Annotated in this window: 10 protein-coding genes; 8 read left to right on the plus strand and 2 right to left on the minus strand. The window is 34.4% G+C overall.

The features are described from left to right. Positions 1-11 precede the first annotated feature (11 nt). Together AC3WRL_RS10605 and AC3WRL_RS10610 are read right to left on the minus strand one after the other, a co-directional pair. Positions 12-740 carry a lysophospholipid acyltransferase family protein gene (locus AC3WRL_RS10605; protein ID WP_214831293.1) on the minus strand — a complete coding sequence of 243 codons (729 nt, stop codon included), beginning with the start codon at positions 738-740 and terminating at the stop codon, positions 12-14. Between the two features lie 3 nt (positions 741-743). Continuing rightward, positions 744-1,202, minus strand: coding sequence for a GtrA family protein (locus AC3WRL_RS10610; protein ID WP_214831294.1), 459 nt, complete (start codon positions 1,200-1,202; stop codon positions 744-746). A gap of 228 nt (positions 1,203-1,430) precedes the next feature. Here AC3WRL_RS10610 and AC3WRL_RS10615 point away from each other — a divergent pair, with 228 nt between their 5' ends. From AC3WRL_RS10615 to AC3WRL_RS10650, 8 genes are all read left to right on the plus strand, one after another. Beyond that, entirely contained in the window at positions 1,431-1,694 is a 264-nt protein-coding gene (locus AC3WRL_RS10615) for a hypothetical protein (RefSeq protein ID WP_214831295.1), read from the plus strand. A gap of 85 nt (positions 1,695-1,779) precedes the next feature. Further along, entirely contained in the window at positions 1,780-2,631 is an 852-nt protein-coding gene (locus tag AC3WRL_RS10620) for a BadF/BadG/BcrA/BcrD ATPase family protein (protein WP_214831296.1), read from the plus strand. Positions 2,632-2,642: 11 nt separating this feature from the next. Continuing rightward, entirely contained in the window at positions 2,643-4,931 is a 2,289-nt protein-coding gene (locus tag AC3WRL_RS10625; protein ID WP_214831297.1) for an NADP-dependent malic enzyme, read from the plus strand. 552 nt (positions 4,932-5,483) lie between these two features. Continuing rightward, entirely contained in the window at positions 5,484-6,791 is a 1,308-nt protein-coding gene (locus AC3WRL_RS10630; RefSeq protein WP_492330246.1) for a carbohydrate porin, read from the plus strand. Between the two features lie 207 nt (positions 6,792-6,998). Continuing rightward, complete coding sequence (gene ruvA / locus AC3WRL_RS10635) at positions 6,999-7,583, plus strand: Holliday junction branch migration protein RuvA (RefSeq protein ID WP_214831299.1); 585 nt, start codon at positions 6,999-7,001, stop codon at positions 7,581-7,583. A gap of 57 nt (positions 7,584-7,640) precedes the next feature. Continuing rightward, a complete protein-coding gene (gene sov / locus AC3WRL_RS10640; protein ID WP_261511021.1) occupies positions 7,641-14,672 on the plus strand; it encodes a T9SS outer membrane translocon Sov/SprA in 7,032 nt (2,343 codons plus the stop codon). Positions 14,673-14,904: 232 nt separating this feature from the next. Next, entirely contained in the window at positions 14,905-15,282 is a 378-nt protein-coding gene (gcvH, locus tag AC3WRL_RS10645; protein ID WP_214831301.1) for a glycine cleavage system protein GcvH, read from the plus strand. Between the two features lie 55 nt (positions 15,283-15,337). Next, positions 15,338-15,634 carry a VanZ family protein gene (locus AC3WRL_RS10650; protein WP_285439791.1) on the plus strand — a complete coding sequence of 99 codons (297 nt, stop codon included), beginning with the start codon at positions 15,338-15,340 and terminating at the stop codon, positions 15,632-15,634. Positions 15,635-16,135 lie beyond the last annotated feature (501 nt).

Genomic DNA, 16,135 nt, shown 5'->3' on the forward strand with positions numbered 1-16,135 from the left:
AATTATTTCTTTTAAATAGAACGTTCTAACAAGGTTTTTTTTATTTCGTTAAAAGCCTCACTTTTCATCTCTTTTTGTGAAACCGATGGCTCCATAACATCATTGAAATATACTTTTACTTTTCCAGGATGACCTTTGGAATTATCAAATGGAAATATTTCTTTTAAACCTACAAAAGTGTAAACTGCTATTGGAGACTGATGTTTAGTAGATAAAGTAAATGCTCCATCTTTGAATTCATCCAATATGATGGAAGTGTCGTCAGGTACTCCACCTTCCGGAAAAATAACAATACTGTTTCCTTCCTCCATTTTTTCAGCACACCTTCTGTAAACATCAGCACGGCTTCTTGCACTCCCCCGGTCTACCATGACACATACTCTTTTATAAATGGTACCGAAAATAGGAATCTTTACTAATTCTTTTTTTCCTACGTAGCAAAGTGGATGATTGGGAAATAAAATACATGGAAGCATGATGTCCATGATGGATGTATGGTTTGAGATAACAACGTATTGTCTGTTACGGTCAATTTTTTTGTCAGTAAGGTTGATGAGTTCGTAGCGCAGTCCCATTCCATAAAACATTCCATAGCACCAGAAACGGATAAATTTATAGGCGTATTTGTAATGTTTTTTATTAAAGGATAAAATATAAACAGGGATTCCAAAAACAATCGTTAAAACAAAGGCTAATATCAGGAGCCAGAATCTCCATGTATAATTTAAAATCTTTACCACAGGTTAACCATTAAAAATTATTTTCTTTTTGACAGAATAGTTAAGAATGGAAACTAATAAAATCGCTGCAATCTTACTGAGTATTTCCGGGCTCAAGGTATAAAAAATTAAATTGATATTGTCTTTAAATATAAACCTATAGAATATCTGAAAGAAGCTAAGGCTTAGTAATGTTGAGATGAAAGAGACCACCATAAAATAAGCAAATTCTTTTCTTTTAGAGTGTTTACCTCTTTCAAAGACAAACCAGATACTTAAAAAATAATTACTTATGATCCCGCAGCTTGTAGAGAAAATATTACTTAAAGGATAATGTATCCCATGGAAATTTGTCTCTGACTGCAAAAAATGAGGAAGGTGGGTACTGAAGATTTTAAAACTTCCTATTTCCACAATAGCACTAAGTCCTCCTGCTAATATGAAGAGCAATATTTGTTTCTGGCGTAGTATTAATTCTCTCATCGAATTTATCTGATGTGCAAATTTATAACTATATGTTAAACAGTAAAAAAAGATGTTAAATATTTTTTTTTAATCAAAAATAGTTCTAATTTTAGTTTTAGAAATATATAAAAACCACCTGATAATAAATTCATTTTCAACTAGTTGTGTTGATGGTATTTTCTATCTTGTAATGCACGTTTGAAAGCATTTTCCAGAACTTTATAACCAATTTATAATAATATTTGTATGAAAAGTCAAAACAAATACAGAAAATTCCAGCTCCAACAGAAAAATATTGAAGCTCTTGAAAGAGAAAATTCCCGATTCAAAAGAGTCTATTCTGAATATGAAAATATGTCTGATGAACTTTGGAATCTTGAAAACTCCAACGATAAACAAATACCAGATGATTTTATAAATGCAATGATATTACAAACTTCATATCTCGAAGATGAAATTCAGGATTGGCTGATACAGTTCAATGAAAAAAAAGATGATATAAAACATTAGTAATACATACTAGCTTCTGACTTGTTTGTAAAGCTATTTAGAGATAAAATTCATAATTTAGCATCCTTAAACTAAAATGTAATATATGGTTGCTATTGTTGATGGTGGTTCTACCAAATGTGATTGGGTGATTTTAGACGATTTCAAAAAGATCTTCATGAAAACGGAGACTATTGGCTTTAATCCTAACAATATTGCCGCAGAACTTATCGTACCTGAAATTGAAAAGAACATCAACCTTAGTGCTGTCAGAAATTCTATAACAAAAGTATTTTTCTATGGTTCAGGTTGTGGAATACCAGAAAATTGTGCCACTATAGAAAGAGAACTTGCCAAATTTTTTACTAAAGCAGATGTTTTAGCAAAAGAAGACCTTATGGCTGCAGCATATGCTGCTTATACCGGGAAACCTGCTATTGTCTGTATTCTGGGAACGGGTTCTAATTCCTGTTATTTTGATGGTGAGAATTTAAAAATAAAACTTCCGTCCCTTGGATTCCTTATTGGAGATGAAGGTAGTGGAAGTGCAATCGGTAAGCAATTGGTGCGTAGGTTCTTTATGCAAAAGCTTCCCGAAGATCTGCATTTCCAGTTTGAGGAAACTTATCATTTAACAATTGAGGATGCATTAAAAAATATGTACCATACCTCAAGACCAAATGCATATTTAGCGAATTTCAATAAATTTGTTGTGGAAAGAAAGGATCATCCTTACTTCCAGAAAATGGTGTTCGAAGAAATGAAAAACTTCTTTGAATATCAGGTTCTTCCTTACGAAGAATCAAAAGAAGCCGAAATTAATTTTATTGGCTCTATCGCATATTATTATGAAGAGACTCTTCGTTCTGCAGCTGCAGAACTTAATTTAAATGTTGGTAAAATTGTACAGAAACCTATTGAAAGTTTAGTCGATTATCACATTAAATATATACTTTAAAAATAAATTCTATGTCAAATAAAACGCATCGCGACGAAAAGAACTTTAATCAAGCAGCATTAGATTATCATAAAGCTGAGCCTAAAGGAAAAATCGAAGTTATCCCTTCAAAACCGCATTCCTCTCAAAGAGATTTGTCTTTAGCATATTCTCCGGGAGTTGCCGTTCCTTGTATGGAGATTCATGAAAAGCCTGAGACAGTTTATGATTATACAGGAAAAGGAAATCTTGTAGCAGTAATTTCAAATGGTACAGCTGTTTTAGGACTAGGTGACATTGGACCGGAGGCTTCAAAACCTGTAATGGAAGGAAAAGGTCTTTTATTTAAAATTTTTGCGGATATCAATGTTTTTGATATTGAAATCAATGAGAAAGATCCTGATAAATTTATTCAGATTGTAAAAGGGATTGCACCAACCTTTGGTGGGATTAACCTTGAAGATATAAAAGCTCCTGAAGCATTCTATATTGAACAGAAGTTAAAAGAGGAGCTGGATATTCCTTTAATGCATGATGATCAGCATGGAACTGCGATTATTTCTGCAGCTGCATTGATCAACTCTTTGCAGATCGCAAATAAGAAGATTGAAGAAGTGAAAATGGTGGTTAATGGTGCGGGAGCAGCAGCTATTGCTTGTACCAAGCTCTATATTTCTTTAGGATTAAAACAGGAAAATGTCTTAATGTGTGATAGTAAAGGGGTTATTAATCACAAAAGAGAAAATCTTACTCCTGAAAAATTAGATTTTATTGCGCAGACAGATATCGAAACGCTGGAAGATGCTGTGAAAGGATCTGATGTTTTTGTTGGACTATCCAAAGGAAATGTAATGACTCCAGGAATGTTGAGTAGTATGAACGAAAATCCTATTGTTTTTGCATTGGCAAACCCAGATCCGGAGATTGATTATGACCTTGCTTTTGAAACACGTAAAGATGTGATCATGGCTACAGGTAGAAGTGATTATCCTAATCAGGTTAATAATGTATTGGGATTTCCTTATATTTTCCGTGGAGCTTTAGATGTTCAGGCAAGAGGTATTAATGAAGAAATGAAGTTGGCAGCTGTTCATGCTATTGCCAATTTAGCCAAAGAACCAGTTCCAGAGGCTGTAATTTTAGCATATAATCTTCAGAATCTTCAATTTGGTAGAGAATATTTTATCCCAAAACCATTTGATAACAGATTAATTACTAAAGTTTCTAGTGCGGTGGCAAAAGCCGCAATAGAAAGTGGCATTGCAGGTAAAACAATTGCTGATTTTGATGAGTATGAAAATCAACTTCTTGATAGAATGGGAAGAGATGAAAAGCTTGTAAGAATGATGCAGAGCCGTGCTAAATCAAATCCTAAAAGGGTTACTTTAGGAAACGCAGAAGAATATAATGTTCTTAAAGCTGCGCAGATTCTTTATGAGGAAGGAATTGCGTATCCGAGTCTTTTAGGGGAGAAGAAATATATCAAGGAGCAAATGGAACGCTACGGAATCAGTCTTGATGTTCCAATTATTGATCCAAGTGATGATGATCAGGAGGAAAACAGAAAAAAATACAGAGATACCCTTTGGAAGCTTCGTCAGAGAAAAGGGATGAACGAATACAAAGCAAAAAGATATGTTCGTCAAAGAGATTATTTTGGCCCTCTTATGTTGAAGCATGGTGATACAGATGCTCTTATTATTGGTTTTTCTAAAAACTATGCATCGGTATTACGCCCGGTTTTAGAAATTATTGAAAAAGAAAAGGGAGTAGATAAGGTAGCGGCTATGATGATGATTCTTTCAGAGAAGAAGCCTATCTTTTTTGCAGATACTTCGATTAATAATAATCCTACAGCAGAAGATCTTGTGAATATTGCTAAAATGGCTGAAATTACTGTAAAATCTTTTGCAATTGAACCTAGGATTGCGATGCTTGGATTTGAAAACTTTGCTGCGATTTCTGATACTTCAAAGAAAGTGGCAAAGGCTGTAAGTATTTTACATGAAAAGTATCCTAAAATGATCGTTGATGGAGAAATTCAACCTGATTTTGCAATGAATGCTGATCACCTTAGTGATTATCCATTCTCAAAGTTAGGAGAAACACCTGCGAATACATTTATTTTCCCTAATCTGGAAAGTGCCAATCTATCCTATAAAATTATCAGAGGAATGAAAGTTGCTCAGGTAATTGGTCCAATTCTTATGGGTTTAAAGCAACCAGTACATGTTTTACAAATGCGCTCAAGTGTGGATGAAATTGTAAATCTTGCTACAGTAGCTGTTCTGGATGCTCAGAAAAGAGAAGCAAAAAAATAACAGTATCCTTTTTGAAAGTGATTTTCTGAAAATTTGAATCGAACTTTTAGCTGGAAAATTTTAAATGATATAAAAGAGGTTAGGAATTCTAACCTCTTTTTTTTGGAATTAAGAGAATGAAGTTTATCTATCATGATGTGAAAGTCTCACTAATTGATTTTCTTTTAATGAGATTTTTTTTGTGATTGTTGATGTACAGATAATTAAATTGTTATATTGCATATGAAAAACACAAATAAAATAAAAAACACAAAAACAAAGAATGAAAAAATTATTAAAAGGATGATCTGAGTTTCGTAATCTATTACTTTAAAATAGATTACTTTTTCTTTTTAACTTTCTGACTAAGCCACTGCATTTTTAAAGAATGAATTTTAAGTAAAAATTCGGACTTTTAATTGTGGGCTGGTATTATTTCTCAATGATTCTCAACAATAATTTTATCTTTTTGCCTGAAAGAATATAGCTGTTTTTTTTGAGTAATTAGGGATATATTTATTCTGATATTTAATGAATAGTTGATTCTTTTCGGATGTGTATTAATCAGGTAGAATGATGAAAAAAAACACAAAGAATATCAAATCATTGATAAGTTTATTTTTTATATGCTCTTTAAGCTACAACAAGGTACATTCACAAGCGATAAATCCTCATGAATTTAGTATAAATGGATACATAAGAACAGGAATAGGAGGAACGGATGGCGGACAGATGGTTAATTTTGTAACGCCTGAAAACCTGCATAAATTTCGATTGGGGAATGAGGCTAATCATTATGGAGAGCTGCAGTTTAATTATCAATACAGGAATAAAGATTCTGTAAATCTGTATGAAGTTACTTACATGATGGCTAAGTACATCCCATTCGGAAGTGATGGATATAAACAGTTTCCTGAAACTGCACAGTTGTATGGCAAAATAAATAAAGTAGTTAAAAATGCAAATATCTGGTTAGGCAAAAGATATTATGATCGTAGAAACGTAGAGCTTTTAGACTATTTCTGGATCAATTCTGCACAAAATTCGCAAATAGGATTGGGACTAGAAAATTATCAGATAAAGAATGCGGGGAATTTAAATTTAGCCTTAATAAGATTTAAATATGGCAATAATAATAGCCATTCTTATGCAGCTGATCTAAGATATCTGGATGTTCCTGTATCTCAGTTCTCAAAGCTAAACTTTCTTGGTCAATACAGTATTGAAACCGAAAATAAGCTAATGAACACTCAAAAACATAATGGATATGCTTTAGGAACCTGGTACACTTATTCCAAAAAAAATATAACCCATACTTCTACTATATTATTTCGGAAAGGAAGCTCTATAACGGAAAATGGATACACAGGAAAAACAATACGCGAGTATAGGGATAGTAAAAGAATATATGATCTTGACAAAGCTTCATCTCTAGATATTATAAACAATTTTGTATATGATGATAAGCGCAGACATGCAATTCAGGCTTCATTAACCTACCAGTACAGAAATTTCGGTACAGGAGATCCAGATCAGAATGAAATAATGATGACTGATAAAGCTTCAAAAAATTGGATGAGTGTAGGATTCAGATATATGCACTACATCAATAAATATTTTAATCTGGCATTAGAAGCCGGTAACGATTATATGAAAAGTGATCGGTCAGGATTGGAAGGAAGTTTACAGAAAGTAACTTTCTCACCACAGATTACCTTGAATTATGGATATTATTCAAGACCTGTTTTTAGACCATTTATAACTTATGCCCATTGGTCGGAGAGTTTTAAAGGAATAACCGGCGAGTCTTTATTAAATAATAGATTAATAAGGAAAACCCAAGGGGTATCTATTGGACTCCAGCTGGAAATGTGGTGGTGAAAATATAGTAAGACATACCAAAATAACCAGTTTCTAAATTGATGTGCAAATTAAAAAATAGTGATTGTATTCTCAATTTTGAAGTTTTTTACTTTTAGACCAAATGCTTGAATATCACCTCAAAAATTAAGTTAAAAATCATTCGTGCGTGAAATGAAAACATTAATTAGTTTAAATTACTATATTTGGGAGTTTTAAAAATTAATAATGATATTTTCTTTACAAGGCATTGTTCAAGAACTTACGCCAACTTATGCAGTAATCAACGTAAATGGAGTTGGTTACTATACAGGTATTAGTCTAATGACGTCACAAACTTTGTCGCTCAATCAGGAAACTTTTCTTTTTATTCAACAGATTATTCGTGAAGATGCACATTTGCTATTCGGATTTAACACTCGTTTAGAAAAAGAAATGTTCAATTTGTTAATAAGTGTTAATGGAGTAGGTGCTGTTTCAGCGCTTATTTTACTGTCAACTTTAAGCCTTGATGAGATTGCTTCGGCTATACTTTCAAGCAACAGTGCTTTGATTCAAAAAGCGAAGGGAATTGGAACTAAAACAGCAGAAAGAATCATTGTAGATTTGAAAGATAAGGTCCAAAAATTCAACAACCTCGAAGAAAATATTTCTACGTTTGCGAATAATAAAATCAAGGAAGAATCGTTATCTGCATTAGAAGTTTTAGGAATTCCTAAACGCATGAGCGAGAAGATTGCAGATCGTATGATAAAACAAAATCCAAGTATTTCAATAGAAGAGTTGGTAAAACAAATTTTAAAAAACCTTTAACATTTGGTGGCAAATAATAAGTATCTCAATATATTTCTGTTCCTGTCGTTCTTATGTATGTCGGTAAATACTTTTGCACAGCAGGTACGTGACACGGCAATTATTAAGAAAGATTATGAACTGGCTGACCCTACTCAGTTTGAAGCCTTTTATGATGTAAAAACTGGTATGTACTATGTATATCCTAAAATTGGAAATACAGTGACCGGGCCTCCGACAGCGATGTCTCCGGAGGAATATAAGGAATTCATGATGGCCAGTCAGACAAGAGCCTATTATAAAGATAAATCCGATAAATACAACCTACTTTTCCGAAAAGATAAAAGTGATGCACAAAGAAAAGGATTAATTCCTGCATTGACCATTCGTAATAAGCTTTTCGAGACTATTTTTGGAAGTAATAAAATAGAAATAATCCCTACGGGATTCGCTTCTTTCGATTTTGCAGGGCTTTACCAGAAGATTGACAATCCATTAATTTTACCTCAAAACAGAACCAGCTTTACCTTTGATATCAATCAGAGAATTCAATTAGGATTATTGGGTAAAGTAGGAGAGAATCTCCAGTTGAAAGCCAACTATGATACCCAAAGTGGCTTTGCATTCGAAAATAGAATGAACCTGGTCTGGCAGGCCAAAGGAAGTTGGAAAGATTTGCAGACGAAAGGATTAGGAGATGTTAATTCACCGGCTTCCGGTTCAGAAGATAAAATCATCAAGAGAGTGGAATTCGGTAACGTAAACATGCCACTTTCTACTAGCTTAATACGTGGTTCTCAATCACTATTTGGGGTGAAAACCGAATTCCAGTTAGGAAAAACCTTTGGAACAGTCGTGCTTTCCCAACAGCAGGGAGAGGCAAGAAATATTGTTGTTCAGGGCGGTGGAGCCGTAAACACCTTTAAGATAGATGCGATAGATTATGAAGACAATCAGCATTACTTTTTAGGACACTACTTCTTAGATAATTATGATAGGGCATTGGCAAACTACCCTCAGATCAATTCAAAAATCAATATAACAAGATTAGAAGTTTGGGTTTTAGACCAGGGAAACAGTAATCTGGCTGCTCAGAAAAGTATAGTTGGAATCAGAGACTTGGGAGATAAAACTGCAGTAATGCCTGATAATGCTAATAACAATCTCTATCAAGCCGTTTCTAATACAATGGGTCCAACACCTCGGGATGCCGGTGTAAATTATGCAGACCTGATACAGGGGCAATCACTTCCTATTGCAACTGGTGGGTCGCAAGCATATGTGAATAATGATCATTTTCTTTTTAATAAAAAAGCAAGAAGGCTAAACACCAGTGAATATACACTTCAACCACAATTAGGATATATTTCATTAAATCAGAAGCTAAATGATAATCAGATTCTGGCAGTTTCATATTCATTTACGGATGGTACAAATAAAGTGTATAAAGTCGGAGAATTTTCTGAAGAAAGTCCTGTATTAATTACAAAAGCACTAAGGTCCACAAGGGTTGATATTACTTCTCCGATGTGGCCATTGATGATGAAGAATATCTATGCTTTAGATGCCGGACAGGTAAGTCAGGATGGATTTATATTGAATGTACTTTACAGAGATGCAAAAACTGGAGGTAAAGTAAACTATCTTCCTGGTACCAGTGTTCAAGGTACTAACTTGCTAAAACTATTGAATTGGGACCGTTTGAACATGAACGGAGATATTCAGAATAACAGTGGCGGAACTACAGGAGATGGTATATTTGACTTTGTTAGTGGTCTTACCATAAGACCAGAAACAGGAAAGATTATTTTTACGAAAACCCAACCCTTTGGCAGCTATATGGCTAGCGTACTTGGAACGAGTGATCCACAATATGTGCAAGCTGATATTTATAATCAACAGAAGCAATTTGCAACATATGTTCCTAAGCGGTATACTCTTGAAGGACGATATAAAGGAACTGCAGGACAAGGAATCTCTTTAGGCGCAGTGAATGTTCCACAAGGTTCGGTAAAGGTTTCTGCTAATGGAGTACAGTTGACAGAAGGGATAGATTATACCGTTGACTACATGCTGGGTACTGTAACGATTATCAATGAAAATGTAAAACAATCCGGACAGGCAATTAATATTTCATTAGAGAACCAATTGACTTTTAATACCCAAAGAAAAAGATTTTTAGGATTAAATCTAGAGAGAAGATTTAATGAAAATTTCATTTTAGGAGCTACAGTTGTTAATTATTCCGAATCTCCACTAACCCAAAAGGTAAATTATGGACAGGAGGCCGTTAACAATACGATGGCTGGGATAAATTTAATGTATAATAATCAGCTTCCTTTCCTGACTCGATTGACAAATAAAATTCCAATGGTGAAAACCGAAGCTCCATCCAATTTAAACTTTAAAATGGAAGGAGCCTACTTATTGCCAGGATTAAATAAAGGAACCAATGATCAATCCTATATTGATGATTTTGAACAGACCACATCAAAGATATCATTAAAAGAACCTGCTGCTTGGAGTTTAGCTTCTAAACCGGAGAAATCGGGAGGCGTATTTTCAGGTGCTGGAGCTGGCAATGATCTCACAAACGGTTACGGAAGGGGATTATTATCATGGTACAATATTGATCCTAGATTCTGGGGTGTTGGAGGAAGAGCTCCTGCTGGTATTACTCCTCAGTCTGTCTCTAACCATGCTTCCAGAAGAGTACAATATTCAGAGATCTACAATAACAGAGATTTTGTAGCAGGTGAACAAACTTTTACAAACACATTTGACATTTCCTACTATCCGACGGAAAAAGGACCTTATAATGTCAATCCAAATAATGAAACTACTCAACAGAGATGGGCTGGTCTTATGAGACCCATTACTGTTTCCAATTTTGTAAATTCTAATATTGAATATGTGGAATTCTGGATGATGGATCCATATGCAGATGGAAATAATTTAGGAGCTAATCCAAAGCTATTACTTCAGTTAGGAAACGTTTCCGAAGATGTTTTAAAAGATGGATTTATGCAGTATGAAAATGGATTGCCAACACCAGGAACTCCATCTGTTACCACTAATTCAAATTGGGGAGTGCAGCCAAAACAACCTCCTATATTATATGCTTTCTCAAGCGAAGGGCAGGAAAGAACAATACAGGATGCCGGATATGACGGTCTCACTTCAGACCAGGAATCCATGAAATTTGGAAATACATTTACAAATCCTGTTACTAATCTTGCTGACCCTGCAGTGGATGATTTTGTATTCTATTTGTCGGCAAAGTTTACAGGAAGCCAGGCTTCGTCATTGGTACAGAGATATAAATATTTCAGAGGACCTGAAGGAAACTCACAAAGCAACTCATTAGAAGTAGCTTCTCAGACTCCCGATGCTGAAGATATTAATAAAGACTATAACCTTGATCAAAGTGAAAACTATAATGAATATCAAATTAAGTTAGACCAGGCAAGTTTAGCTTTAGGAACAAATAATATTGTTGATGTAAAAACTGTTCAGGCTCAATTTCAAAATGGACAGACTTCACCGGTAAGATGGTATTTATTTAGAATTCCAGTTTCTTCATATGTAACAGATGCAGGAGATCATGATCCTGGAGTTCTTAACAATGTGAGGTTTGCAAGAATGTTATTAACAGGTTTTGATCAGACCTCTACTCTGAGGTTTGGAACCATGGATTTAGTAAGATCAGACTGGAGAAAGTATCCTAAAAATACGGCAATAACTGGAACAGATATTATAGAAGAAGGGACGGTAAATGTACCAGACCCTCAAAATTTAGAAATTGGAAGTGTTAATATTGAAGAAAATGCCTTAAATACACCTCCTTATGTATTACCTCCCGGAATTGATAGACAGGTTTTAAGTGGAAACGCTGGTGTCCAAAGACAGAATGAAAGTTCATTATATTTAAAAGTTAACCAGCTTCCACAAACTGAGTCAAGAGGCGTATTTAAGAATACAACTTTGGACATGAGAAGGTATAAAAGATTAAAGCTTTTTGTACATGCTGAAGATCCGGATAAAAGAAAACCACCTATTCCGGATATAGATCCAAAGACCAAATTTTTTATTCGTTTCGGAAGTGACGCTGCAGATAATTATTATGAATATGAAGCATCATTGAAGGTAACCCCAAGCACCGCAACTACTCCAATGGAAATATGGCCAGCGGAGAATGAAGTTGATTTAGAAATCCAAAATTTTGTAGATGCTAAAATTAGAAGAGATAAAAGTTCTCCTAATGATATTTCAAAAAGAATTTTAGATCCGGTATTTGGTGAAGCAGATAAACTCAAGAATATATATATTAAAGGGCGTCCAAGTTTAGGGAATATTACGACTATAGTAATTGGGATAAGAAATGGTATACCTAGAGGTGAAACTGGTGCACCCCTGGATCGGATATTGTGGGTCAATGAAATCCGACTTTCTGAAATTGATAATAAAGGCGGATATGCCGGAAATGCAAGTTTAAATTTTAACCTTGGTGATTTTGCTGTAGTGAACGCCAATGCATCATACACGTCTGTTGGATTTGGGAACATAGATTCTAAACCGGCAGAAAGAAATCAGTCGACACAGTCTGCATTCAGTATCAATACAGCTGTCAATTTAGATAAATTCCTTCCTGAAAAGACTGGAGTTAAGATTCCTGTCAACTATTCCTATTCACAGACGATCGAAGATCCAAAGTATAATCCTTTAGATACAGACGTTGAATTTAAGAAAGCAGCGAACAGGGAACAGCTGAAAAAAGTGGCAAGAACATATACGCAGCAGAGAAGTTTAGGAGTTGTTAATATGCACAAGGAAAGGGTTAATCCAAATAAGAAGCCTAAATTCTACGATGTAGAAAACCTTTCAGTTACGGCGGTTTATAATGACGACTTCTTCAGAGATATTTATACTAAGAAAAACTATAGACAGTATCTTAGAGGATATGTAGATTATAATTATACTTTCAAACCGTGGGTGATCAAGCCTTTTAATAAGATGATCAGTGATACCGCAAAATCTACAAAATACCTGAGATGGGTAAAAGAATTTAATATTAATCCAATTCCGACAAGATTCTCTTTCAGGACAGAAATCGACAGGAATTATAATGAACTGGAGTTTAGAAGCGTTGATGCTATTCTTAATGGTAATTTCAATGATGAATCTCAGGCAATAAGAAACAGAAACTTCTACTTTGGTTGGCAATATGGTTTAGGATTTAATTTTACAAAATCGTTAAAACTGGAAATAAACTCAGCAACGAGAACATTGAATGATAACGTAGATGTGAATACAATGGATAATTCTTCGATCTTTGGGAATGTGTTCAGATCGGGAAGACCAGTATTGTATAACCATAGGGTACAATTGAACTATAAACTCCCATTCCAGTATTTACCATATCTGGATTTTATTGATGCTGAACTGGGATATGGATTTACCTATAACTGGAATGCAAGAAGTACAGCTTTGTATAGTTTTGTTAATCCTGATACCCAGAGAGCAGAAAGTTTAGGTTCAATAGGTCAGAATACAAATGTTATTCAGGCAACGGCAACTGCTGATTTTCCTAAGTTCTTTGGACAGTTTAAATATTTCAAAAATATTTCTACAAAACTTCAAAAACGCAGACAGGAAATTGACTCGCTGAATAATGTGTATACTCAACAATGGGAAAAGAAAAGATATAAGTTTAAAAACTATAAGTTTAAAAATAAACTGACTGTTTTACAAAGTGCCGCATTTTTACTTACTTCTTTAAAACAGCTGGATGTTAATTATTCAGAGAATAATGGAACTGTGTTGCCAGGACTACTTTCTGCACCTAATTATTATGGATACGGGCAAACTTTGGGAGGCCCAAGTATTGGATTCTTATTTGGATCACAGGCAGACATCAGAAGAACGGTTATGGAGAATGGCTGGGTAAGTGATTCTCAATATATGACAGATCCATATGTGCGGATGTCAACCAGGGAACTGCGTGCCAATTTGCAGGTCGTACCAATGAATGACCTTAGAATAGATGTTAGTGTATTGCATAATTATAACAGGAATTTCTCACAGTCCGGATTCAACTATGTAGATCCAGTAACCAGAATTCCTAATCCTAATTTTACTTTTGCCAATGACCTTGTTACATACTCGAACTCAGTAATACTTTTGAAAACATCCTTCAAAGATGGAGCAGCAGTATATCAGTCAATTCGGGAAAACGCAAGAGCTCTTTCTCAACAGCTTGGAGATATATCAACCGTAAACAATGCAGGATTCACGGATGGTTATAGTATTGCCAACGCCTATGTTTTAATACCGGCATTCCGAGCAGCTGTAGAAGGGAAATCTATCAAAGGGATTGGGGATGCTAAAAAAGCAGGATTACCAATACCAAACTGGAAAGTAACCTATTCAGGGTTAAGAAATGTACCTATTATCAATGGACAGTTTTCTAAGTTTGATATATTACATAGTTATAATGCAACCTATACAGCGACAGGAATCCAGTCAAGTATAGATTATTTTAATGCAATTTCAACTGGTGGTAGTCTTTTTGATTCTAACCGAGACAGAATTAATCCATTTACATTCTCTCAGGTAGGATATGTTGAGTCATTCTCGCCATTGATTGGTGTGGATGTTACCATGAGAAATAACATGCAGTTCGGAATACAGTATAATAGAAACAGAATGTTATTGCTGGGATTATTAAATCAGACCCTTACTGAAGATGCCAATACAGAATATGTGGTAAGAGTGGGTTATATTATCCGTAACTTTAGATTAGGAGTGAATGACGTAAGAAAAAGAGGAAAAGGAAAAGGAAGTGATCTTAATATCAGAGGAGACTTCTCATTACGTGATAGCAGAACGAGTATTACAAATATACTATTGGATGATTCTCAGGTTACAGGCGGTCAGAAATTAATGAATGTAAAGATTTCTGCAGATTACAATGTTTCTGAAAATTTAAACTTAAGAGTATTCTATGAACAGATGACTTCTAAATATAAAATCTCTACAGCATTCCCACTTTCAACAGTAAGAGCTGGATTGTCTGCAACATTTACATTTGGAGATTCCGGAGGTTTCTAACCAACAGTTATATAAACATATGAATCCCTTTCTGAATAAGAAGGGGATTTTTTATTAAAATGAAACAGGGATAATAAAGCTAGATCTTTTATTAAAGGTACTATTTACCATGTTGAGTATTTATTCAACTCTATTATATTAAGAATGGGAAAAACATTTTGAATAAACAAACATACTTTTTTTGAACCTTATGTATTTTTGAATAAATTTGTAAAATAATAAAAATCAAAAAATGAACACACCATCGGAATTAAAGTACACTAAAGATCACGAATGGATCAAGATTGAAGGAAACGTAGCTACTATTGGTATTACTGATTTTGCACAAGGAGAACTTGGAGATATCGTATATGTTGATATTGATACTGTTGATGACGATCTTGACAGTGGAGCTGTATTTGGAAGTGTAGAGGCAGTAAAGACTGTTTCAGATCTATTCTTACCTATTGCAGGAAAGGTTACAGAATTCAATTCAGAATTAGAAGCTCAGCCTGAGTTACTAAACACTGATCCTTATGGTAACGGATGGATCATCAAATTAGAGATTGCTGATGGTGCAGACCAGTCCGAATTGCTTTCCGCAGAAGAATACCAAGCTATCATTGGATAGGGTTTCAAAAATATTTAGTAAGATCTTGCCCATTTATTGGGCATTTCTTACTTATATGCTTCTCAAGCCCGGAGAAGAGAATCATGAATATTTTTTTATGTTCAACGGGTTCGATAAAGTTCTGCACGTAAGTATATTTGCTATGCTTGGCTTTTGCTTTATCGCCACTTTCCCCAAAATCAAATTTTCTTATTTTTTCCAGATCATCCTTATATATGCATTCCTAACCGAAATACTGCAGGAAGAAATGCATCTGGGCAGATCAATGGAATCCCTGGATATAGTAGCCGATGTGATCGGATGCCTGTTAGGGTACTATATATATAAGGAACTTGTCAAACGTTTTTTCTGATACACAATAAACTTGAAGATTAAAGACCTTCATTTTTCATAAAGCTTAATCCCGCTATCCACTCATACTCCTCGTGCCAGCGCTTTCTTTCAGATCCAGATCTACTGCGGGGTAACCGTTACTATCGGGGCTAGAGTATTGAGTTTATTAATACTACTTCTTATAAAGAGAATTCTTCCCATACATACCTTCTTTAAAATCCTGGATAAACTGAACTTTGATTCGTTTCTTCATCAGAATATAGTCTATTCATATATAAAACCTATTCTCACAACATTTAAAAAAAAACGAATCGTATAATGTGGATAACTATTGATTGTTCTCAATTGTTTTTGTACCAGTAGATTAGGTTTGTTATTTTCCACATTTTAAGATTCTTGTCAAATTTTATGTTAAATAAGTTTGGATTGTAGTGTTAATAAGATGTACTTTTGCCCCACTGAAAACGAGAGATAGTAGGTAGCGCAGACGATAAGTAAATAGGACTGAAGGTTAGAAAAA

It is taken from the genome of Chryseobacterium sp. FW101-FHT12H09 (assembly GCF_058790395.1).

Bases quoted from the DNA above. Each gene is read 5' to 3' on its own strand.
- AC3WRL_RS10610 (WP_214831294.1), bottom strand. From the start codon at position 1,202: ATGAGAGAATTAATACTACGCCAGAAACAAATATTGCTCTTCATATTA.
- AC3WRL_RS10615 (WP_214831295.1), top strand. From the start codon at position 1,431: ATGAAAAGTCAAAACAAATACAGAAAATTCCAGCTCCAACAGAAAAAT.
- AC3WRL_RS10620 (WP_214831296.1), top strand. From the start codon at position 1,780: ATGGTTGCTATTGTTGATGGTGGTTCTACCAAATGTGATTGGGTGATT.
- AC3WRL_RS10625 (WP_214831297.1), top strand. From the start codon at position 2,643: ATGTCAAATAAAACGCATCGCGACGAAAAGAACTTTAATCAAGCAGCA.
- AC3WRL_RS10630 (WP_492330246.1), top strand. From the start codon at position 5,484: ATGATGAAAAAAAACACAAAGAATATCAAATCATTGATAAGTTTATTT.
- ruvA (WP_214831299.1), top strand. From the start codon at position 6,999: ATGATATTTTCTTTACAAGGCATTGTTCAAGAACTTACGCCAACTTAT.
- sov (WP_261511021.1), top strand. From the start codon at position 7,641: ATGTCGGTAAATACTTTTGCACAGCAGGTACGTGACACGGCAATTATT.
- gcvH (WP_214831301.1), top strand. From the start codon at position 14,905: ATGAACACACCATCGGAATTAAAGTACACTAAAGATCACGAATGGATC.
- AC3WRL_RS10650 (WP_285439791.1), top strand. From the start codon at position 15,338: ATGCTTCTCAAGCCCGGAGAAGAGAATCATGAATATTTTTTTATGTTC.